The organism is Streptomyces sp. NBC_00654 (assembly GCF_026341775.1).
Taxonomy (GTDB): domain Bacteria; phylum Actinomycetota; class Actinomycetes; order Streptomycetales; family Streptomycetaceae; genus Streptomyces.
The window spans coordinates 3,741,361-3,763,289 of the sequence record NZ_JAPEOB010000001.1 but is presented as its reverse complement, the minus strand read 5'-3'; the positions used below and the strand labels follow the sequence as shown (position 1 = coordinate 3,763,289).

The following is a 21,929-nucleotide window of genomic DNA, read 5'->3' as shown; positions in this document are numbered from 1 at the left end:
CGTCGGGTGGTAAATCCGGCCAACATACTCCAGCGCGAGACTACCGGCGGTGGCAGAAAAGAATGATCGCTTGGGCGAAAACGAGGAAGACGCCCCCCATTGGCCGCGTGGACGGCCCGAGACGATCGCGGTCTGCGGTTCAGTGCGCACTGCCGCGGCGCCAACCCGGTGCGGGATATACGACACCTGCCGTGTCACACCTTCAGCATATGAAGTGACGTCGCGTCAAGAGGAAATTGAGGCGTCTGAAGATTTCTCTGAACCCATGCACAGCACGGCGTTCCAGGTAATGTTCAGGGCGGAAAAATTCTTCAAGCCGTTCGAATCATTTTCTATTCTACCCGGCGCATGGGGCACATGAAGCCCCTTACGCGCAAGTGAGACGGGGAAGAGCGGTCAGCCCGTTCCGCGAAGGAAGCCGTGTTGCCGCAGGTGCGGCTGGGGCTCCGCTCCCCACCACCCCGACCCACAGCCAATCCCGCCCGCCGCGCGGTCCTCAACCGAGCGATCCACCGAGCCCGGCGAAAGGCTGACATGACCGAGGCGAACGAACCCCGATGTGTGGTGGGCGCGCTGATCCGCGACCCGTACGACCGAATCTTCGTCCAGCGCCGCTCGGCCGACCGACGCCTCTTCCCCGACTGCTGGGACGTCGTCGGCGGAGCGGTGGAGGAAGGGGAGTCCCTCCTGGACGCGCTGGGCAGGGAGATCACAGAGGAGACCGGGTGGCGGCTACGGCGGGTCCTCGCCCTGGTGGCGCACGAGGAGTGGACGGCGGACGGACTGCTGCACGTCGAGTCGGACTACGTCGTCGAGGTGGACGGGGACCTCGCCTCGCCCGAACTCGAACGGGACAAGCACACCGAGTTCGCCTGGGTCACTGCCGCGGAGGTCTCGTTGCTCGACAAGAACTCACCGGGCGGAAGCAACTTCATCAAGGACGTGGTGACCGCAGCACACGCGTGGCTCGCCAACACCTCCGGGAAGCGCCACAAAGTTCTCTGAATCCCCTGCGGCCACCTGGATCCGCTGCAACCACCTGAATCCCCTGCGACCAAGAGTCCGATCGGGATCTCCGCGATCCTTCCTGGCTTCCCGTGTCATCGTCAGATCTTCTGCGAGGGGGATATTTCGCATGTCCAGTGACAGGTTGAACAACGTGCGACCGCGACCGCGAGTACTGGTGGTCGGATTTGCTGGACATCAAGGAAAGGAGTATCTGCCGATTGTGCGAGAGAATGCCGACGTCGTCGGCGGCGTCGACCCCGCCCCGGCGGCCTCGTCACTCGCCGACGCTTGGGAATTCCCGCACTATGACGTCCTCGACGAGGCACTGGAGAAAGTCGAATTCGACGCCGCTGTGGTCACCGTGCCGCACAGTGAGCACTTCCCGGTCTGCACGGAACTCCTGTCCCACGGCAGGCACATCATCAAGGAGAAGCCGTTCGCCGTCACCGAGCAGGAAGCCCGGCAACTGATACACCTGGCGCAACTGGCCGACCGCAGCGTCTTCACGCTGCTGCAACGGAACTTCAACCCGGTCTTCCACTTCGCCCAGAAGAGCCTCGCCCGGATCGGGCAGCCCTACTGGTTCTCCTACGACTACCACTTGAACCTGGCGCACCCGACCACGGGTTGGCGTGCCTCCAGGGAGCAGGCGATGGGCGGTGTGCTCCTCGACATGGGCTACCACCTCATCGATGTACTCAGCGGACTGTTCCCCGAACCTCCTCGGGTGCGCTCCGCCTTCGTGCACCAGTACCGGGAGATGCGGGACCGCCATCTGGAGGATCTCGTCAGCCTGATGTGCAGCTATCCCGCGACGGGACTGGCGGGCTCGCTGCGCATCTCGCGCCATAACCACGAGAAGGTCGAACGCCTCTGTGTGCTCGGCACGGAAGGCGCGTTGAGTGTCGCCCCTACGGCCGCCACCCTGCACTCCGTCGGAGGGCTGCCGTTGGAGAGCTGCACCTGGGCGGGCCCCAAGATCGACGCCGTGCGCTCCATGATCGCCCACCATCTGGCACACCTGGACGACCGCTACTACCGCCAGGACCACTTCCAGCGTCAGCTCGCCGCCGTACGCACGATCGACGGGATCTACCGGGACCGGTCGGGCGAACAGAACAGGCTCGCCGACCGGTGCGCCTGACCCACCGCCGTACGCGCACCGACCGGATGCGGTGCGCCGGTCCCGAGAGCCCACCCCCGCAAAGCAGGAAGGACACATGACCACCACCGAGCAACTCGCCCTCCTCGGCGGCACGCCCGTCATCGAACAGCCGCTGCCGCACGAAGTCTGGCCGCCCCCCGCCGACGAGGCGGAGCTGTCGGAACTGGCCGAGCAGCGGAACACCGACATCTCCATCAAGGGCAACAGCGGTCCCATCGGCCGGCTCGAAGCCGACTTCCTCGCCTTCCTGGACGGCGGAGCCCGATTCGCCGTCACCTTCAACTCCGGGACCAGCGCCCTCTTCGCCGCCTACTTCGCGCTCGGTGTGCGCGAAGGCGTGGACGTCGTGGGCCCGGCGCTCACCTACCACGCGGCGCTGAGCCCCGTCTTCGCGCTCCGCGGCGACGTGGTCCTGGCCGACATCGACCCCGCGACCCGTGGTCTGAACCCGAAAGCACTCCAGGCCGCGCTCACCGAACACACCAAGGTCATCACGGTCGTCCACCAGTGGGGCCACCCCTGCGACATGAACGCGATCCTGGGCATCGCCGAGCGCCACGGGCTGCGCGTCCTGGAGGACTGCTCCCACGCCCACGGCAGCCGCTACAAGGGCAGGCCCGTCGGCACCTTCGGCGACGCCGCGGTCTTCTCCTTGCAGGCCAACAAGGCCGTCTACGCGGGCGAGGGCGGCATCCTCGTCACGAGCGACCCCCAGGTGCACGACCGCGCCACGCTCCTCGGTCACTACCGGGACCGCTCCCGGGACGCCGTACTCGACGAGGACCTGCGGGCGCACTGGGTCACCGGCTTCGGACTGAAGCTGCGCATGTCGCCGTTCAACGCCATCGTCGCCCGGCACGCACTCGCGGCGTTCCCGGCACGCATGGAAGCCCGGCACCGCTGCCTGCGCCACCTCGGCGAGCAACTCGGCGGCGTGCCCTACCTGGAGCCGGTGCACGTGGCCGACCACGTCGACATGGGCGCCTGGTACGGCTACAAACCGCTCTACCGGCCCGAGGCACTGGGCGGCGTCCCCCGTGCCGTCCTCATCGAGGCACTGCGTGCCGAAGGCATGGAAGTGGGCGCCCCCTCCGGCCCCCGCCTGTCGGCCCTGCCGCTCTACGCCCGCCCGGAGAACCCCCTCTTCCCCGGCACACCGAAGAAGGGCATCGGGCCCAAGAGCGGCTCGCACGCGGAACACGTCGAGCAGACCGCGCTGTCCCTGCCCACCTTCACCAACTGGCCCGAGGACAAGACGCTCATCGACCAGTACGCCGAAGCCTTCCGCAAGATCGGCCGCCACCGCGAAGTGCTCGTACGGTACGCCGCCGGGCCGAACCGATGACCCACACCGCCGGAGAGGCAAAGACGATGACCGTCCAGGAGACCCCCGAGACCGTTGCCCAGGCCCTCCAGCACGCCCTCGTCGGTGCTGACCTGCCGGACTCCTTCACCCTGCTGGGGCGGGAATGGAGCCTGCACCGAGGCGTGTTCCCCAGCACCCTGAGCGCCGCCACCGAGGTGCTGGCCTCGATGGTGCCCTATCCGCCCGGCGGCTCGTTCCTGGAGGTCGGCTGCGGCACGGGCGTCATCTCCGTGACCGCCGCACTCCACGGCTGTGCCTCCGTCACCGCGCTGGACATCAACGACAAGGCAGTGGCCAATACGGCAGCCAACGCCGAACGGCACGGTGTGAGCGACCGGGTGCGCGTCCTCCACAGCGACATGTACGAAGCGCTCCGGCCCTCGGACCGCTTCGACGCCATCTTCTGGAACGTGCCCTGGACCTACGTGGAGGACGACTTCCCGCTCTCCACCGTCCTGCACTCCGCCGTCTTCGATCCGGGCTACCAGGGCCAGGCCCGGTACCTCACCGGCGCCCACGAACACCTGGCCGACGGCGGCAGGCTGCTGCTGGGCACGGCCGACCTCGGGGACCGCCAACGGCTCGACACCATCGCGGAGAAGGCAGGCATGCGGGTCGAACTCCTGCGCCACGTGCGCCGGATCGAGGAGGTCCGGGTCATGGAGTACCACCTGCTCGAACTCCACACGGAGTGATCCCATGTCACAACAGGACGATCTCGAACTGGCCCTGCAACTCTGCGACATCGCCGACCGCATCACCGGCCACCGCTTCCAGGCCCTCGACCTGACGGTCCGGGAGAAGCCGGACCGTACGCCCGTGACCGACGCGGACACCGCCGTCGAGACGGCCGTACGCCAGGCACTGACAACCGCCCGCCCAGACGACGCCTTCGCCGGGGAGGAGACCGGCGGCTCCGTCACCACCGGGCGCACCTGGCTGGTCGACCCCATCGACGGCACCAAGAACTTCCTGCGCGGAATTCCGGTCTGGGCCACGCTGATCGCCCTGCTGGAGGACGGGCGGCCCACCGTCGGCGTGATCAGCGCCCCAGCTCTGCACAGCCGTTGGTGGGCGGCGGCCGGACAGGGCGCCTGGCTACGGCGCGGCCCGGGCACCGCCCCCCGGCCCTTGCGGGTTTCCGGCAACACCAGTCTCGGCCACGCCTACCTGTCCACCACCAGCACCCGTACCTGGGACGTCTTCCACTCGCATGAGGCCTATCTGCGCCTGGCCGAAGAGTGCTGGGAGGACCGTGCCTTCGGGGACTTCCTCCAGCACTGCATGGTCGCCGAAGGAACCCTCGACATCGCGGCCGAACCGGTCGTGAACGCCTGGGACATCGCCGCCCTGCAAGTTCTCGTGGCGGAGGCCGGAGGTGTCTGCACCAATCTCCTGGGCGCCTCGCCCCAGGGCGGCACCGGCGCCCTGTCCGCCAACCCGCAGTTGCACCGGCTCGCCCTGAAAGTCCTCTCGGCGGCAGCCGATCCCGGCGCCGCCTGATCGCAGAGAAACGGACCACCATGCTGATTCTTTCCCTCAAGGAAGGCCATGACGGGGCAATCGCGGCCGTCGACGACGGGAAGCTGCTCTTCTCCCTGGAGGCGGAGAAGGACTCGTTTGTCCGCTACAGCACTCTGACCGCCGAGGCGTTCGCCGTAGCGGCGGACCGCCTGGACAAACAGCCCGACATCATCGCCGTGAGCGGCTGGATCAAGGGCACCCAGGCCACCGACCAGCCCTCGCGTGCCGGGTACTTCGGGGTGGGCGAATCCGCGATCTCGGACGAGGCCGGCCGGTTCTTCGGGAAGAGCGTGCGCGTCTTCTCCTCCACGCACGAGCGCTCCCACATCATGACGTCCTACGGAATGTCGGCGTTCCGTCGGGACCAGCCCTTCTACAGCCTGGTATGGGAGGGGAACATCGGCTCGTTCTACCGCATCGACGAGCACGGGAAGGTGACCCATCTCCAGGAGGTGCTCAACTACCCGGGCAACAAGTACTCCTACGGCTTCGCGCTCGCCGATCCCAAGTACAGCTCGCACGAGGAGTTCGTCCGCTTCCAGGACGCGGGCAAGCAGATGGCACTGGCCGGATTCGCCGAGGACCGGCTGCCCACCCCGGCGGAGCAGGACGTCATCGACTTCGTACTCGGTCAGAGGAAGGTCATCACCGGCAGCCTGAAGGACCGGATGACCGATTCCCCCTACTACAACATCGGCGTGGAGACGGACGCGTACAAGAACCTCGCCGCCCGTCTGTCGGACGCCATCTTCGACCGGTTCCACGCCTACGCCCGGGAGCATTTGACGGAGGGCCTCCCGCTGCTCATCTCCGGCGGCTGCGGGCTCAACTGCGAGTGGAATCGCCGTTGGCGCGAGTGCGGGCTCTTCCCCGCGGTCTTCGTCCCGCCGTGCCCCAACGACAGCGGCTCCGCGATCGGGACCGCCATCGACGCCCAGCACTTCTACACCGGGGAGGCCGGCCTGGACTGGGACGTCTACGCGGGCGGCGAATTCGTCGAGGACATGGCCTTTGACTCCCAGCGCTATGAAATCCGGCCGCTCGACCACGGCGAGGTAGCCCGCTACCTCCGCGACGGGAACATCATCGGCTGGGCGCGGGGCCGCTGGGAGATCGGCCCCCGTGCGCTCGGGAACCGGTCGATCCTGGCCGCTCCCTTCACCGCGGAGACGACGGGCAGGCTCAACAAGATCAAGCAGCGCGAGAGCTACCGCCCCATCGCCCCGATCTGTCTGGAGCAGGACGCGGGCCGCTGGTTCGGCGGAGGGGTGCCCGATCCCTACATGCTGTACTTCAGCCAGGTCGAGTCCGGCGAACTGCAGGCGGTGACGCACGTCGACGGAACGGCCCGCACCCAGACCATCGACCCGACGGCCAACCCAGCAATGGCCGAACTGCTGACTTCCTTTGGCGAGTTGACCGGATTCAGCGTCCTCTGCAACACCTCGCTCAACTACTCGGGACGCGGGTTCATCAACCACAGCAGCGACCTGATTGCGTACGGCGAACTCCACGGGCTGGACGGATACGTCGTGAACGACACATTCATCACCCCGCGGCGGTGACGCCGTCCGGCAACAAACGGAGGCAACAGGGACCCAAGGTGGCAGCCGACCCGAATCCCTAGGCCGACGCGAGAGCCCCTCTCCGCCAGAGAGTCCGGGCCCGCAAGACGGGCCAGACTCTCTCGCATCCGCCGACATGTCAGACCCCGAGTGGGGGGCCGGTTCGGCGGCCGGGGAACAGCCGGCGGAATGCCACGATGGTGTGGTTGGGGCTGCGGTTCGTGATGTGTTCCAGCAGTGGGGCGGCGGCCGGTGCGGGAACTGGCGAGGGCGGCTCGCCGAGTCGTAGCGGCACAGTGTGTCGCCGTCGCGGATGACGTCGTCGATCATGAACCGACCGACGCGGCTCAGCGAAGCGGAGCATTCTTGCGGTTGCCCCTGATCGCCCTGTGGCCGGCCGCGTCCGGCCAACCACGGACGCGGCGTGTGCCGGGATGATGGGAGAGGGGGTCAGGGCTCGCGGTCGGGCGTGATCGCCATCCGGTGCCTGACGAGTTCCGCTGTGAGGGCAGCGAGGTCCTCCGGTGTCAGGGAAGGTACTGCCTTGCCGGGCTCGGGGTCGATTCCGTTGTCGGGCCAGAAGCCCTCGTGTCCGCCGGGCGTGATGAAGGTGAGCAGTTTTCGGCGGGCAGGTCACCGGTGTTGGTGAAGCCCTGCCGGTTTCACCGTGGGACGAAGAGGAAGTCGCCGGGGCCCGCTCTGACGATCTCGTCGCCGTTGACGAATCGAAGTCGCCGGAGAGAACGTAGAACGCTTCCTCCTCGCGGCCGTGGGCGTGCGGGAGTGCGCCGCCTCCGCGTGGTACCGAAGTCTCCAGCACGCCCAGGGCGCCGCCGGTCTGTGCCGAGCTGAACCTGACGGTGGTGATGTCGCCGGTCATCCACTTGGTGACGCCTTCGTCACGGCGGACGAAGATGCCGCACGTCGATGCGGGCGCAGCACGCTCTCCCTCTCCTGCTGCCCGCCTCGGTGTACCCGAGTGTTACCGGCCTTCGTCGGCTGCCTGAAGGCCGCGCCGGGTGAGTGTCCTGCAGGGACATCACTCACTCGGGGAGTGAACCCTTGGCCCGCTCTCCACCGGTACCCCTCCCCGTGGCGGCCGCGGTGACATGCCCGTCATACGTCGGTGGGGCGTGCAGTTCCGCCCACAGGTCAAGAAAGGCCCGCAGGGGCACGCTCGGCCGGGCACCCGGTCGCCAGACGAACACCTTCCGCAAGCGGACGGCAGGCTCCAGCGGCGCGACCACGAACCTGGGGTCGGCGGCGAGTACCGGACTCGCGTGGGAGGTCAGGGCGATACCGATCCCCTCCGCTACCAATGCGACCTGAAGGGCGACGTCGTTCGTCGCGTAGGCGATGTCCAACCGCAGCCCCTTTACGGCGAAGGCCTCACGGATGAACGCGTGCACCCCGCTGTCGGAGCCGTAGCTGATGACAGGGCTCCGGGCCACCTCGTCCAGGGGCAACGGCAGGTTCGGGGCCCGGCTTCCGGCGGGGAGGACCGCCACGATGCGGTCCTCCAGGAGCACCCGCGACGCGACGTCGGCAAGCGCACCCTCTGGCGGCCCCGCGACCACGGCCGCGTCGATCGCTCCGTCGCGGACCTTCGCCAGCAAGGACGGACTCGACGCGCCGGTGAGACTCACCGCGACCCCGGGGTACCGGCGGTGATACTCCCCCAGCAGCCCAGGGATGCGGGTGCCTTCCAGGCCACCGACGGTCCCCAACGCGAACGAGCCACTGAGCAGACCGGAACGGTCGGCAAACTCCAGGACGGCCGCTGCGGCCGCCGCCAGACAGGCGCGGGCGTGCGGCAGCAGGGCGGCGCCGCCCGGTGTAAGGGCCACCTGCCGGGGCAGCCGTTCAAACAGGAGCTCGCCCAGTTCCTTCTCCAGGGCCTGGATCTGCTGGCTGATCGCCGGCTGAACAACATGGCAGCGGGCCGCCGCCCTGGTGAACGACCGCTCCTCCGCCACCGCGACGAAGTACTCAAGCGTACGGAGCTCCATGACCGACAAGCTACCAACTCCTGCACGGACAAACTGGGTTGTTGTTGCAGGTCCAGCCCGCCGGCCCCGGCGGACGGCACCCGGTGCGATCAGCGACCGTGACGGCTGGCATCACCGCTGTGTATTGGACGTACGAAGCCGGTGCCCCGAGGCTGGAAGCCGGGTGTCGGCCGGCCCTGTGGCCAAGGCGAAGGGCAGGGACAGACCGATGAAGGTGACCGTCGTCGGCGGAGGCATCGCCGGGCTGACCTGTGCCCTCAGCCTGCATGCGGCCGGCTTCCAACCTCAGGTGTGCGAAGCGTCAAGGTCGATCGAGGCGGTCGGCGTGGGGATCAACCTGTTACCGCACGCCGTCCGGGAACTCTCCGAACTGGGACTGGCCGGTGAGCTGGCCTCCGTCGCGCTTCCGCCGCAGCGGCTGAGCTACCAAAGCCGGGCGGGTGAGGCTGTCTGGGAGGAGCCGCTGGGGCTCGCGGCCGGTTACCACTGGCCGCAGTACTCCGTACATCGCGGCCGTCTGCAGATGCTGCTGCTCGCGGCGGTGCGCGAACGCCTCGGACTGGACGCGGTCCGTACGGGCCTGCTGTTCCAGCGATTCGAGCAGACCGCGGATGGCGTCCGCGCCCACTTCATGGGCCGGTCGAGCAGGCTGCCCGTGGTCGTTGACGCCGACGTGATGGTCGGCGCCGACGGCATCGGCTCCGCAGTCCGCGCCCAGCTCTACCCGGGCGAGAGCGGCCCGCGGTGGAACGGCGTCCACATGTGGCGTGGGGTCGCTCACCACCCACATGTCCTCGACGGCCGTTCGATCGTGGTGGCCGGTGGCACCCCCGGCGCCAAGTTCGTCGCCTACCCGATCGAGGACCCCGCGACCGTGGACGGCGAAGCCCTGCTGAACTGGGTGCTGGAGGTTCGGCACGGACCGTCCGCCCCACCTCCGGGCGGCGCCGGCCGTAGGGTCACGGTGGCGGAGGCTCACACGGCGCTGTCGTCCTGGAGCCTGCCGTGGATCGACCTCGCGGCACTCGCCGAGCGCTCCTCAGCGATCTACGAGTACCCGATGCTCGACCGCGACCCCCTGCCGCGCTGGAGCTTCGGACGGGTCACTCTGCTGGGCGACGCCGCACACCCCATGTACCCCATGGGCATGAACGGGGGATCGCAGTCCGTCGTCGACACCCGTGTACTGGCTTGGTGCCTGGCCCGGGAGAACGACCCTGCTGCCGCGCTCCGCCGATACGACCGGATGCGTCGGCCGGTCGTCAACGCTGTCGTGCTGGCCAACCGGGCCCTGGGGCCGGAAGAGATCATCGCGCGCGCCGCGGACGACGGCGGGATACTGCCCGCGGGGCAGGCCGAAAAGATCGCGGAAGGCTACAGGGAACTGACCGAGGCCGGCGTGGCCCACGTCAACACCCACTCGTCCTGGGCGGTCCCGCGCCCTGCCACGGACCGGGCACGCTGAGCACCAGCCACATCCGCCGCCTCCAGCCGCCCGGGATGGACCGAAATCCTCGCAAGAACTTTCTGCGGCGAGCAATGCGCAAGTCCTGTGGATCGGCCTCGGGTTGGACGCGAAGGGCACACGGGCGCTCGATCGACTGGAATCGAGTAGGCCAGCGTCGGCCTGTCGGCCGGGAAGGTACGCCCCTACTCACGGTAGTCACCGAGGACGGACGGATCGACACGAGGCTGGGCGCTGATCGACCAGATCGCCCGGGGCTCTAGGTCCTTCGTCAAGGACGTGATGCCTGGTGTGCGGGTGTTCGGCATGGCTGTGCGGCGAGGTGATGGTGGGTGTTCTGGACTCGCAGTAGGTGCCGTCTCGGAGCAGTTGCTGATGTGGGTGGCATCGGCCGCGAGGTCCTGGTCGAAACCGGTCAGCTCCGTGAGCTCGGCGGTGATCTCGTCGGTCAGCTCCAGCGAACGCAGAGTGTGAGGCATCGTCCCGGCCACGTCGGCGATCACCGCTGCGTCCTTCGCGTCCGTTTCGCCTCGCCCGGATACAGATCGGCGAGACAAAGGGAACACAGCCGTACCGGGCCTGGAGGCCAGCGGCCCCATTACGAGACTCGGCACCAAGACCAAAACCTCACCGGAAACCACACCAGCGCCCACCCGCACCCCCTGCGCCCCAGAAGCGGGATGAGAGGGATACCGTCACGCCCGACTGCACCGATGAGGTATCGCCGCAGATCAGCGCACCCTGCCCCTGGACTTCAGGCGGGTTGCCGGGAGTTCCGGGGCCGGGATCGGAGGGCCGTCGTAGCCCTTGACCTCACCGAAACGGGTCCCGTTCATCCAGTCCTCGCGGGCCTGTGCGATGTCCTCCTGGGACCGTCCGATCCAGTTCCAGAACAAAGCGCGGCACAGGAACGTTCTCGCAGGTCAAGTGGGGCTCGGGTCGTCGACGGTCAGCAAACCGTCAGCATCGGCATCCGAGGAGTCCCAGGCGCATGGCGACCAAGACGCTCCCCCATGGCATGGGTACCTTCTTCAAGGACTGCGAGCACCCCGCGTCCCGGTGGGTGAAGTGCCCACACCTCTACAAGATCCGTTACCGCGGACCCGGCGGACGGCAGACCGAGGAATCGGGCTTCTTGGACCAGGACGAGGCCATCGCGCGGTTGACCAGTGCCTACAACGCGAAGAAGGCCACTCCAAGGAGACAAGCAAAGAACGAGCGCATCGAGAAGTACGGCGAGATGCGCTTCCGGGAGTACGCCACGGAGTGGCGGGCCAGCCAGCGCCACCTTGCGGCGGCATCTCTCAGACACCTCGACTCTCTGCTCCTGCATCACCTCTTGCCCGCCCTCGCGACCCGCCGGATGGGCACGTTTGACCACAAGGTGGTGGACGGCTTCATCCGGACGATGGAGCGCAACGGTGTCGGCCTGGCAACACAGTCCAATGCGTACGACAAGCTGAAGTCGATACTCTTGGACGCCCACCGGTTGGGCATTTTCGACGACAGCCCCCTCCTGGGCGTGAGACCGCCGCAGTACGACCCCAAGCGGGCCGTCATCCCTTCCCCCTCGCAGCTGCAGAGCATGCGCGATGCCGGCGACGACACCTTCCGGCTCGTGATGGACCTCATGAGCGGCTGCGGTCTACGCAACGGCGAGGCCGCCGCGGTCAACTTCAACAACATCGTGGCCGACGACATCTACCGCGTCACCGAGCAGGTCAACCAGTCGACCAAGGCATACGACCGTCTCAAGCACCGCAAGGCCGGCGAGTACCGCGACGTCCCGCTCCCCCTGCGGACCAGAACCACCATCGAGTGGTACGCCGACAAGCACGGCACGACAGACGGCTACCTACTGCGTCACCCGCAGGACCCCGGCCGCCCCTTTCAGCCGTACCTCCTGCAGAACCAGTGGCAACGGCTCAAGAGACGAGGCGGGCTCGGCGTTCCCGAGGGCACGGTCATCTACAGCCTCCGTCACTTCTTCGCCTCGAACTGCCTCAGACATAACATCCCCATCACAGATGTCGCCGAATGGATGGGGCACAACAACATCGACATCACCTTCAAGATCTACCGGCATCTCATGCCCGGCTCGATCGGCACGGCCGCCAAACTTCTCGACACTGGCCTTGCCGCGTAGCGGCGCCCACGAACGAAAGGTCCTGTCGCAGGATCCGGAACGAGCCAGCGAGCGCTCAAAGTGCCCGTCAACCGCTGGGCTTGCTGTCGGTCCTACGCTGCGAAAGTCGGCAGCCAAACCTTCCTATATAACCCATGATCGCCGGTTGGCCAAACCGGCGATTCTCCGCACCATGGATCCCCCGGGCCTGACAACGGAAGGGGCACCATGCCAGCTCAGTTCATGACCGCCAAGGAACTTGCAGAACATCTCAACATGTCGTTGGTCTGGGTATACCGAGAGGCCGCGCGATCGGGCCTGACGCCCTACAAGTTCGGGACAGGCCGCAACGCGAAGATCCAATTCAAGGTGTCCGAGGTCCAGGCATGGATCGGGAACCAGAAGTTGCCCAGCTCCGTGTAATGCAATCCGCCGCTGGCGGCACACCCGCACGAGGAAAAGAGAGCCAAACGGTGGCAACGAGAAAAATGGTCCGCGGAATGGGTACGCTCTTCAAATCATGCGATCACCCACAATCCAGGTGGTCAAAGTGCCCACATGACTACAAGATTCGATTCCGAGGACCATCGGGGCGCCAAATACAGGAATCTGGATTCACAACCCAAGAGAGGGCCGTCAGAAGACTTACCGAGATCTACGAGAAAAAGAAACGAAATACCCAAAGCCAGGCGAAGGCCGAGCGCATCGATAGATTTGGACGCATGCGATTCGGCGAATATGCCGCAGAATGGCGAACAGGGCAGCGTCATCTAGCTGCTTCTTCAGCCAGACAGCTCGACTCCTTGCTCGCGAATCACCTCCTGCCAGCCCTCAAAAGTCAGCGAATGAGCAGCTTCGACCACAAGGTGGTAGACGACTTTGTTCGCAATATGGAGACTGCAGGGGTCGGCGCGGCAACGCAATCGAATGCCTTCGATAAGCTGGCTTCCATCCTTCTTGATGCGCACCACTTGGGCGTCTTCGACGAGAACCCTCTACAAGGCGTCAAGCCTCCGCAGTACGCACCAAGTCGTAGCGTCATCCCGACTCCGTGCCAGCTAGAAGCGCTACGTTCCGCCGGTGACGACTCCTTCCAGTTGCTCGTCGACCTGATGAGTGGCTGCGGAATGCGAAACGGCGAGGCCGCCGCAGTCAACACTCGCAATATCGTGTCCGATCATGTCTACCGCATCACCGAGCAAGTCAACCAGACCACCAAAACGTACGGGCCGCTCAAACACAGAAAGCCTGGCGAATATCGCGATGTCCCGCTCCCGCCCCGAATTAGAGACACAATAGAGCGTTTCACCAAAAAGCACAGCACAACCGATGGTTACCTACTCCGGCACCCGAATGATGTCACCCGCCCGTTCCAGCCATATCTCCTGCAAAACCAATGGCAGAGACTAAAGTTGCTACGTGAAATCGCCGTCCCTGAAGGCGCGGTCATCTACAGCCTCCGTCACTACTTCGCCTCGAACTGCCTCAGCCGTGGCATCCCCATTACTGACGTCGCCGAATGGATGGGGCACAAGAACATCGATATCACCTTCAAGATCTACCGCCACCTCATGCCCGGCACCCTCGGGCAGGCAGCAAAGGTTCTCGACCTCGGCCTGGCCGCCTGACCTAACACCTCACGCGCGTCCGCGTTACCCCCATGACCGACCAAACGGCGGCGCCATCGATCCCGTGCCATTGCTTTCCCTCTTCGACAAGCAGATCCACGATAGGCAGCCCCCCATGGCGGCACCAACATCACCTGGTCGGCGACCTACCGGCACACCCTCCCTCTCTTGGACATGCTCAGGAGACGGCGCCTGCAGGTTTGGGTCCACGGTCTCGCGTCATAGACCAACTCAATCGTGAGCCGTAACTCCTAGAATTGCAGCGCGAGTTCATAATCCGATCTTCGTGAGGCGCCTCCAGCAGATGAGGCTGCAGCCCAATGAGACCAAGGCGTCGTTCCCATCAGACGGCGAGACGTTTGAACTGGTGGAGCAGGGCGAAGGTCTGCTCGACGACGTAGCGGAGCTTGCCCAGGCCCTTGATGTTCGGGGCGCCCTTGAGGGAGATGACCGGCAGGATCCTGCGGCGCCGCAGTTCCCGGCGTACGGCCTTCGAGCCGTACGCCTTGTCCCCCAGGACGGACTCGGAGCGCCGTCGCGGTCGGCCGGGCCGGCCAGCGACGGGCGGGATGCTGTCGACCAGATTGAGGGTCTGGGTGATGTCGTTGACGTTCGCCGCGGTGGTGATGACTTTGAGCGGGGTGCCGCGTCCGTCGCAGATCAGGTGGTGTTTGCTGCCCGTCTTCCGCCGGTCGACCGGCGACGGACCGGTATCGGCGCCCCCTTTTCGCGCGGATGTGGGAACCGTCCACGGAGGCCCGTAACCAGTCGAGTTCACCGGCCGCGTTCAGCTTCGCGAGCAGGACTCGGTGGAGCGGGTCGAAGACCCCGGCCTTCCGCCAGCGGTCCAAACGCCGCCAGCACGTCTGTCCCGAGCCGAACCCCAACTCCAACGGCAGGAGCTGCCAGGCTATGTCGTTGTGGAGGACGAACAGAATGCCCTGGAGACAGAGCCGGTCCGGCACCGGTCTCGGCCCCGGCGATTGCTCCGGCCACGGCGGCAGCAACGGCTCGATCAGTACCCACAAGTCGTCGTCCACGATCCACGGCCGAGTACTCACACCATCACGAACGGCCGAATCCTCACACCGGTCAGGGCCAACCAGCACGTTTCGCCAAGATCGTGTTACGAGCTCTTAGCCTCGCCGTTTCGGTTGGGGTGATGAGTCGTCGCTGATCGTTAGCCGCCGGGTGGGCGAGGTGATTTGGCTGTTTAGGCATGGCGGAGGCCCGGCGCGGTGGTCGGGTTCTCCAGGGTCCTTCGGGTCGTGGGCGGGCAGGGGTTGTCGGTCAGCCGGCTGGTCGGGGCAGTGCGGCAAGGCGATGGAAAGCGTCGGCGAGTTCGTTTCTCCATGGCCAGGTCGCCGATATCCGCAGGCGGAGGCGTCGGCCGCCTCGGGTGAGGCGGGCGGCGACGTGCAGCAGTCGGTAGCGGAGCTTTTTCGGTTCGGCAGTGGCCAGTTCGCCGTTCAGCAGCAGGACGCGGGTCCAGGCCAGCAGGTCGGTCGCCGCGAGGCTGAGTTCGAGCCAGACGGCGTTGATGGCGAAGTCCCGGGAGGGGAAGCGGCCGAAGCCGGTGGTCTTGCCGCATCGGATGTGGTCCTCGACGGTGGCATGCCCGCGGTGACGGGCCTCCAGGAACTGGGCGGGACCGCCACCGCAGGACGGGGTGTCGGTGAGGAAGACCTGATGGCGCAGGCCCTCGTCCTGATCGAACAGGGAGAGCTGGGCTCCGGGGTGCGGGCGCTCCCGGCGCACGATGATGCGGGTGTCGGCCGGGTAGCCGGTCAGGTCGACCATGCCGGTGAGCTCGGCGACCTCGGCGCCGTCACGCAGAGTTCCGTTCTGGTCCAGGGCGGGGTGCCAGCAAGCGTCGGGTATGGCTCGGACAGCACGGCGGACCGGCTCGGTGACCGCGCATCCGACCGAGAACCGCAGGTTGAGGCCGTGCTCACGCAGAGCCCGGATGTGGGCGAGGAAGGCTTTCGCGGATCCGGCACTGCCGGTGCGGACAAGAATGTCGGTGCCGTGCCGGTGGACGTCGGGAATCTGTGCGAGAGCGTCGTCCAGCACAGTGATGTGATCGGCGGCGGTGTTGGCACCGGCGTTCCCGGGCCGGAGCCGGCCGGACAGTGCTTCGCCGGTGTTGGCCAGGAAGCACAACAGCGGGTGGAAGCCGAAGCCGCCCTTGTAGGTGGGTGCGGCCGCTTCTTTCTCGGAGTGGCAGGTGATCAGCGTGGCATCGAGGTCCAGGACCAGGCCGGGAAGTTCTCGTCCGCCGGCCCGGACGGCGGGTATGCCCTGGCCGGTCTCGGCGGCCTGCATCCAGGCGACTTCCCGGGCCGAGGCGCGGGCCGCTCGCAGCGAAGCAAGCACTGCCCCGTCGATGTCGGCGAGCAACCGCCAGGCGGTGGGCGTGGAGGCGACCGGTCCGAATACCTCGCCCTGGTCCCGCAGCACGGCCAGATCCGCTATCGCCTCACCGCCGTCGGCGAGCATCACCGCGAGATCGGTGGCGGTCCGACCCGGATCGTGCCCGGTGCCACGCGGTCGTAGCGGCCCGAGCGCAGCGGAGTACGCGCCTGTCAGGCCGGTGGCCTCGGCGAGATCCGCCAGCAACCGTGCGCCCGCGTGCCCCACCACCCCCGAACCGTCAGTGGAGACGTGGAGCTTGGCACGAGAACCGATACCCTGCACGCAGAAAGTGCCTTCCGCTTGGACCGACAGAACCCCTCGACAAGGTTCATCGTCCCAGCTCAGAACAATGCCGGTGAGTTAGCGCGTCGGTGCAGGTCAGGAACTTGATGGTGCGGGGTTTGGGTGGTCATATCCCCTGGTGACGTTGCGTGATCCGTCACTTCTGGTGATGTGTCGGCGGAGGCCGGGACACGGCAACGGAGTTCCCGGTAGGACAGAAGATCGACCAAGATCCGACTGTCCGCGAGGGAACTCCGTTGGGTACTCAGTGTGCCATCGCCCGCATGCCGTCTGCCATCGCCGAGGGCAGCCAGGCCCCGTTGAACAGGCTGGCGGCGCCCTCGGACCGACGCTTTGGCGAACGTATCCGTCTCGGCGTGTTGACCGAGGAGATCAGCCCTGAACTGGTCGATGAGGTCGTGGAGTTGACCGGCTGCGGCGAGCGTCGCCGCCGGTTGTTGCCGGCCCGGGCGGTGGTCTACTTCGTCCTGGCGTTGTGCCTGTTCAGCAGCTCCGACAGTGCCGGGCCGCCGGGATACCGGTCGGTCCTGCGCACGTTGACGGAGAAGCTGCGGCATCTGCCGGGCCTGTGTGTGCAGCGGCTGCCCACCAGTTCGGCCCTGACACGGGCCCGGCAGCGGCTGGGCGACAAGCCGCTGCAGGCGCTGTTCGAGCGGCGGTGCGGCACGCTGGCCACGACCGTCACTCCGGGCGCGTTCGCCTTCGGGCTGCGGCTGGTCGCCTGGGACGGCACCGCGCTGGACGTCCCCGACACCCCGGCAAACGCCGCCGAGTTCGGCTTCACCGGCAAGGGCGGGGTCAACCAGAGCGGACACCCGCAGGTGCGCGTGATGGCCCTGACCGAATGCGGCACCCACGCCCTGGTCGACTCGGCCTTCGACGCCGTGGCCAGGTTCAGCGAGCACAAGCTCGCCCGCCGGCTGCTGGCCTCCCTGCGACCAGACATGCTACTGCTGGCCGACCGCAACTTCGCCGGATACCAGCTGTGGGGCCTGGCCCGCGCCACCGGCGCCCACCTGGCCTGGCGGATCAAGAAGAACCTGGTCTTCGTGCCGCTGCGGGTACTGTCCGACGGGTCCTACCTGTCCATCATGCGCACGCCCGCGGAGAACATCCGCCACGGTCAGGCCCGCGCGGCCGGACGCACCCTGACCGAGCCGCCCCGGGGACACCTGGTACGGATCATCGAGTACACCGTGACCATCCACCCGCAGGCCGGCCCACCCCGCACCGAGACGTTCCGGCTGGTCACCAGCCTGCTGGACCACCGCCTCGCCCCGGCCCACCAGCTGGCGAGGGCATATCACCAGCGGTGGGAGATCGAAAACGGATTCGCGGAACTGAAGAACCGCCTGCGCGGCGCCGGATTCATCCTGCGCTCCAAGGCGCCCGAGCTGATCTGCCAGGAGATCTACGCCCTTCTCACCGTCTACCAGGCACTGTGCGCACTGCAGACGCGCGCGGCAGAACACGGCGGGACCGATCCCGACCGGATCTCCTTCACCGTCACCGTAGAAATCGCCCGGCTGGCCGTCGCTGCCCAGGCCGCAACAGACGCCACCACACTGGCCGCTGCCCGCCGCGAGGTCACCACAGAGCTCTTGGCCGCCCTCCTCCCGCCCCGCCGCAACCGGCAGTGCCAACGCATCAAGAAGCCGTCCAAGAACACCTTCGAGGTCAGAAAGCGGGACCAGCCCCGCACTCCCAGTAACGTCCGCTGCACACTCAAAGTCACCAAGTACCCCACCTGAGCTGCACCGACGCGCTAACTCACCGGCATTGCAGCTCAGAAGGCACTTTCGTATTTTCTTCCCGCTTCCGGCCTCATCTCAACCGAAACGGCGAGGTTAGGTGCAGCGAGGGGAGACTTCAGTCGCCGCTCGTCCTGATCTGCGCTCCGTGTTCATTGCGCTCGTATGTACGCCGCTCGTTCTTCTCGACCTTCCGGGCCACTTCTGCTTCGAGGTCCAGCCCGTTCATTTCCGCCAAGGCGGTCAGGTAGAGGAACACGTCGGCCAGCTCTTCCCCAAGATCGGGCAGCCCTTTGCGCCAAGCAGTGAAGGCTTCACCGACTTCAGCCGTAAGGAGACCGAACTCCAAAGCCACGTCGGTGGTATTGAACCCCTTGAGGGTCTTGTTCTCCCAGGCGAGCTTCTGGACAGCTCCGATCTCCAAGACTCCTCCAGCGGCGGTACAGCAGGTGCCCTGGAAGCCTAGCGGGAGTGTTGTGCCGGCGTGTTGGCTTCGGCGAGCCATCACCCTGTCGAGGGGAGATCGAGGAGCGAAGTATCGAGCGTGAGCACATGGGTGTAGTCAGCGAGCGTGGAGAAGATCCTCTCGTAGCCCGTCACCAGAGTTGAGACCTCTTCCAGGCCAACCGCCTCGCCATCCCGTGACAGAAGCCGCCGGTGGATGATGCCAGGTGGCGCGGTCAGGTGAACGAGCACGCCGGATCTCGCGATAACACTCTCGGCCAGGTCGATCGCCTGGGTCCAGTTGATCCTGGAGCGCCCCCGGTAAAGCGGGCCGTAGACCAGTTCGCTGATGAAGCACCGATCGAAGAGGATCCTCCCGTCCCCGGCGAGGATGGTCCTGTAGCGGCTGGACAGATCGAGATGGTCGGGAGTCTTCGGGGAGTGCACTACGACGAAGCCGTGATGCGACGACAGACGCTCGCCGAGCGTGCTCTTACCGACTCCGTCACAACCTTCCAGAACCACGGTCTGGTATTCGCCGACGATCTCTTCGAGGTTCATGTGGCCAGCCACGACAGGACGGATTCGCCGTTGTCGAGGTGCGCGTCGGCAGCGTACTGGATCATGAGATTTCGCCAGTTAGGTTCGCGCCCATGAGCATGGGTGAACGTCATCCGTGGCTGGAAGGCCGCAATCCTTACGCCACTGGCCAGAGCGGCACCGATGAGCAGGGCGGATCCCGGTGGTGTCTCGGGGCCGGAGACGTCGACCAGCAGCCGGGCTGCCGAGCGCACTGCGGTCAGGTCGGCCAGGGCCCCTGCCACCGGGTCCGACGCGGTGAAACGCTGGGGCACCACTACGGTGTGACCGGCGTCCACACAGGCTTTGACCAACTGGTCCTGGCCCCACGCCGTGTACGGCGACGCCTCGACGTACACAGGTGTACCGATGATTCCCGGAGGGCACGCGGGGAGGCTGGCGTGATCTGGGAGGGTGAGCAGGGCGTCGACGGCTGCGTCGAGGGCCGTGTTCGTCTGGACCACGTTGCGTGTCTGGAAGTCCTGGAACCGCGACCGGCCCGGAGCCAGCGGCAGAGGCGGTGTTCCGAGGTTGTCCACGCGCACGATGCGGGTGGCCACGGCCTGGAGGAGGGGGTCGGGGAATTCGAGATGGGTGCCGGCCTCGGTCATCGAGTAGGTCTGGAAGTCGGTGGTGAGCACGACGACGGGTACGCCGGAGGCGGCGGCGTACCCGATCTCCATACAGACCCCGTCGTCGAGGCTCGGACCGTGCAGGATGGCGATCATGGTGCCCAAGTGACTGAGGCGTTCGCGGTCAAGCTCGAACAGGCGGCGCCCCTTGACCTCGGCGACGAGGTCCTCCTCGTCGGTGTCGCAGAACGGCAGGAAGACGCGATCGGGACCCACCTTCGAGGCGAGTCGGTCGGCGAGGTCGGCGGCGAGAGCGCGATCGTGGGCGGCGAAGAGCCGGTGGGCTATGTAGACGGACATCGGGAGAGGCCCCCAAGTCGGTAGGTCAGCCGCGTCGGGGCGCGGGGATTGGAAGGGTCGGGGCCGCGACGTACCTGGTTGCGGCTGCTGTCGCCTCCGCCAGGGCCTGGGCGGTTGTCGCACCGCGTGAGCGGTGGGCCAGGAAGGTCCCGGCCAAGGTGTCTCCGGCGCCGGAGACCTCGTGCGCTGGGTTCGGTGGCGGTACGGCGGAGGCGGACTGACGCCCGAAGTTGCGGACCACGGCTGCCCGTGAACCGTCGGTGACGACCACTTCCGGCAGGTTGCCGCAGTCGATCGCCTGTTCCAGGAGCCGGTACTCGGCGGTGTTGAGGAACAGGGTGGTCGCCTTCGGCAGCCATGGAGCGGCTGCACGGATCATCGCTTCTGCGCTCGGTAGGAAGAAGTCCACGCTGAAGTCGGCTGCGTTCGCGGTGAGTCGGCCGAGCACTGCCGCCACGTCCAGCGGGCGGCGGCAGCAGACGTGGAAGGTGGCTCGCGGGTGCGCGTCCACGTGCCTGAGAGCGTGCTCGGTCAGGTTCTCGGCGACGCCGTACTCCGTGTCCACTCTCATCAGCTCGCCCTGCAGGTCGTACTCCAGGTCGAAGGTCGTGGAGGTGCCGTCGGCCTGGAGCCGTGCTGACCAGTCGAGCGCGTCCAGGCCCGGCGTCTCGGGCAGGTGTGCGAGATCGTTTCCGAGGACGCAGACCGGAGCTGCCCTGAGACCGGACTTCGCCGCTGCCAGCGATACGAACAGGGCCGCGCCGCCGAGCCGGGAACCACCACGGTGGTCGGGGTAGCGGGTCAGGTCCCGGCTGATGTTGCCGATCACGTCGAGCCGTTCCACTGTCTCCCCCAAGGGATCAGGCAATCCGGGTCGGGTGTGCGCAGCCGATGACCTTCGTGCAGACCGGTCGCCGGCGGCAGAGCTGTGGGGAGGCACCGTTGAGGTACAGGCGCTTGAAGTAGATCAGGACGAGGTGCACCCACCAGGTCGGCTCCACCCCTTCCGGGATCGCGACCCGGTACCCGTTGGCGGTGACCAGGGAACGGAGGTCGGTCGAGCGGGCGTGTACGGCGGCTTCAAGGACGTGCCGCATCCGTTCGTGCGCTACGGCGCCCGAGGGGAGGGTGATGCCCAGGACGGGTGCCAGCTTGGTGACCATGCCGGAATCGACCGGGATGATGCCGCAGTGGTACCCGCGGGCGGTGAGCAGCGCGCACTGGGCGACCTTGTAGGACGCACCCCGCACCCGCGTGGCGAAGTCGAGGACCAGGGCGTCGAGATCGGCCGACTCCGCAGCCGGGTCGACCCCTTCCTTCTCCCAGTTCTGCAGGAGCTCGGCGAGGGAGCGCATGTAGTCGATCCGGGTCTGTGGCAGGCCGATGGGGCGCACCAGCGCGACCAGTTCGGCGTCCGTGCCCGTGACGAGCCCGTCGAATCCACGGGTATCCGCCGATGTGATCACTCGGGCGTATGTTTCCACCATTCGGTAGGAGACCCGGGTGGACCAACCGGCGGCGAGCATCCGTACCCGTGGGTCTCTGATCGAGGTCGGCCACCACCGGTTTTCGTCGTGATTGGCCTCCACCTCGGCCCGCACGTCCGGCAGGCCGGCGGCTCGGACGACCAACCGATGGACACGCCGGATC

Annotated in this window: 19 protein-coding genes and 3 pseudogenes; 12 read left to right on the top strand and 10 right to left on the bottom strand. The window is 66.8% G+C overall.

The features are described 5' to 3' along the window. Positions 1–49: 49 nt before the first annotated feature. The 7 genes from OHA98_RS16205 (at position 50) to OHA98_RS16175 (ending at position 6,628) form a co-directional block, all read left to right on the top strand. Positions 50–361: a hypothetical protein gene (locus tag OHA98_RS16205; RefSeq protein WP_266926412.1), complete on the top strand. Its 312-nt coding sequence runs from the start codon at positions 50–52 to the stop codon at positions 359–361. Positions 362–534: 173 nt separating this feature from the next. Then, the gene (locus OHA98_RS16200) at positions 535–1,005 is read left to right on the top strand and encodes an NUDIX hydrolase (protein WP_266926410.1); all 471 of its coding nucleotides are present in this window, start codon (positions 535–537) and stop codon (positions 1,003–1,005) included. 130 nt (positions 1,006–1,135) lie between these two features. Beyond that, positions 1,136–2,152: a Gfo/Idh/MocA family protein gene (locus OHA98_RS16195; RefSeq protein WP_266926409.1), complete on the top strand. Its 1,017-nt coding sequence runs from the start codon at positions 1,136–1,138 to the stop codon at positions 2,150–2,152. A gap of 76 nt (positions 2,153–2,228) precedes the next feature. Continuing rightward, on the top strand, positions 2,229–3,518 hold the full coding sequence (locus tag OHA98_RS16190) for a DegT/DnrJ/EryC1/StrS family aminotransferase (protein WP_266926407.1): 1,290 nt from the start codon (positions 2,229–2,231) through the stop codon (positions 3,516–3,518). 26 nt (positions 3,519–3,544) lie between these two features. After that, the gene (locus OHA98_RS16185) at positions 3,545–4,234 is read left to right on the top strand and encodes a methyltransferase (RefSeq protein ID WP_266926405.1); all 690 of its coding nucleotides are present in this window, start codon (positions 3,545–3,547) and stop codon (positions 4,232–4,234) included. Between the two features lie 4 nt (positions 4,235–4,238). Then, positions 4,239–5,042: a histidinol-phosphatase gene (gene hisN / locus OHA98_RS16180; RefSeq protein WP_266926403.1), complete on the top strand. Its 804-nt coding sequence runs from the start codon at positions 4,239–4,241 to the stop codon at positions 5,040–5,042. Between the two features lie 20 nt (positions 5,043–5,062). After that, positions 5,063–6,628, top strand: coding sequence for a carbamoyltransferase C-terminal domain-containing protein (locus OHA98_RS16175; RefSeq protein ID WP_266926402.1), 1,566 nt, complete (start codon positions 5,063–5,065; stop codon positions 6,626–6,628). A gap of 1,043 nt (positions 6,629–7,671) precedes the next feature. Here the strand turns inward: OHA98_RS16175 and OHA98_RS16170 are convergent. Then, the gene (locus OHA98_RS16170) at positions 7,672–8,637 is read right to left on the bottom strand and encodes a LysR family transcriptional regulator (protein WP_266926400.1); all 966 of its coding nucleotides are present in this window, start codon (positions 8,635–8,637) and stop codon (positions 7,672–7,674) included. A gap of 208 nt (positions 8,638–8,845) precedes the next feature. Between OHA98_RS16170 and OHA98_RS16165 the strand changes: the two genes are divergently transcribed. Then, positions 8,846–10,102, top strand: a complete 1,257-nt coding sequence (locus tag OHA98_RS16165; protein ID WP_266926399.1) for an FAD-dependent monooxygenase — start codon at positions 8,846–8,848, stop codon at positions 10,100–10,102. 380 nt (positions 10,103–10,482) lie between these two features. On the opposite strand, the pseudogene OHA98_RS16160 reads toward OHA98_RS16165, so the two are convergent. Then, positions 10,483–10,655 (bottom strand): annotated as a pseudogene (locus OHA98_RS16160) (transposase); the annotation flags it as partial. 178 nt (positions 10,656–10,833) lie between these two features. After that, positions 10,834–10,995: pseudogene (locus OHA98_RS16155) on the bottom strand (pirin family protein); the annotation flags it as partial. Positions 10,996–11,093: 98 nt separating this feature from the next. On the opposite strand from OHA98_RS16155, the gene OHA98_RS16150 reads away from it, so the two are divergent. The 3 genes from OHA98_RS16150 (at position 11,094) to OHA98_RS16145 (ending at position 13,855) form a co-directional block, all read left to right on the top strand. Next, on the top strand, positions 11,094–12,248 hold the full coding sequence (locus OHA98_RS16150) for a site-specific integrase (RefSeq protein WP_266926397.1): 1,155 nt from the start codon (positions 11,094–11,096) through the stop codon (positions 12,246–12,248). A 207-nt stretch (positions 12,249–12,455) separates the two neighbouring features. After that, entirely contained in the window at positions 12,456–12,650 is a 195-nt protein-coding gene (locus OHA98_RS42900; protein WP_353962247.1) for a helix-turn-helix domain-containing protein, read from the top strand. Positions 12,651–13,072: 422 nt separating this feature from the next. Continuing rightward, positions 13,073–13,855 (top strand): site-specific integrase, encoded by a 783-nt coding sequence (locus tag OHA98_RS16145; RefSeq protein WP_266926395.1) that lies wholly within the window; start codon positions 13,073–13,075, stop codon positions 13,853–13,855. Positions 13,856–14,125: 270 nt separating this feature from the next. On the opposite strand, the pseudogene OHA98_RS16140 reads toward OHA98_RS16145, so the two are convergent. After that, positions 14,126–14,916, bottom strand: a pseudogene (locus OHA98_RS16140) (IS5 family transposase). 229 nt (positions 14,917–15,145) lie between these two features. Continuing rightward, positions 15,146–16,582: an IS1380 family transposase gene (locus OHA98_RS16135; protein ID WP_266927929.1), complete on the bottom strand. Its 1,437-nt coding sequence runs from the start codon at positions 16,580–16,582 to the stop codon at positions 15,146–15,148. 254 nt (positions 16,583–16,836) lie between these two features. Between OHA98_RS16135 and OHA98_RS16130 the strand changes: the two genes are divergently transcribed. After that, the gene (locus tag OHA98_RS16130; protein ID WP_266926393.1) at positions 16,837–18,324 is read left to right on the top strand and encodes an IS4 family transposase; all 1,488 of its coding nucleotides are present in this window, start codon (positions 16,837–16,839) and stop codon (positions 18,322–18,324) included. Positions 18,325–18,442: 118 nt separating this feature from the next. Here the strand turns inward: OHA98_RS16130 and OHA98_RS16125 are convergent, their stop codons facing one another. The 5 genes from OHA98_RS16125 to OHA98_RS16105 form a co-directional block, all read right to left on the bottom strand. Next, entirely contained in the window at positions 18,443–18,748 is a 306-nt protein-coding gene (locus OHA98_RS16125) for a MazG-like family protein (protein WP_266926391.1), read from the bottom strand. Positions 18,749–18,828: 80 nt separating this feature from the next. Next, the gene (locus tag OHA98_RS16120; RefSeq protein ID WP_266926389.1) at positions 18,829–19,329 is read right to left on the bottom strand and encodes an AAA family ATPase; all 501 of its coding nucleotides are present in this window, start codon (positions 19,327–19,329) and stop codon (positions 18,829–18,831) included. Continuing rightward, positions 19,326–20,279 (bottom strand): nucleoside 2-deoxyribosyltransferase, encoded by a 954-nt coding sequence (locus OHA98_RS16115; RefSeq protein WP_266926387.1) that lies wholly within the window; start codon positions 20,277–20,279, stop codon positions 19,326–19,328. The genes OHA98_RS16120 and OHA98_RS16115 overlap by 4 nt, the downstream gene beginning before the upstream one ends. Before the next feature lie 25 nt (positions 20,280–20,304). Then, the gene (locus tag OHA98_RS16110) at positions 20,305–21,135 is read right to left on the bottom strand and encodes a PfkB family carbohydrate kinase (RefSeq protein WP_266926385.1); all 831 of its coding nucleotides are present in this window, start codon (positions 21,133–21,135) and stop codon (positions 20,305–20,307) included. Positions 21,136–21,139: 4 nt separating this feature from the next. Next, a complete protein-coding gene (locus OHA98_RS16105; RefSeq protein WP_266926383.1) occupies positions 21,140–21,745 on the bottom strand; it encodes a hypothetical protein in 606 nt (201 codons plus the stop codon). Positions 21,746–21,929 lie beyond the last annotated feature (184 nt).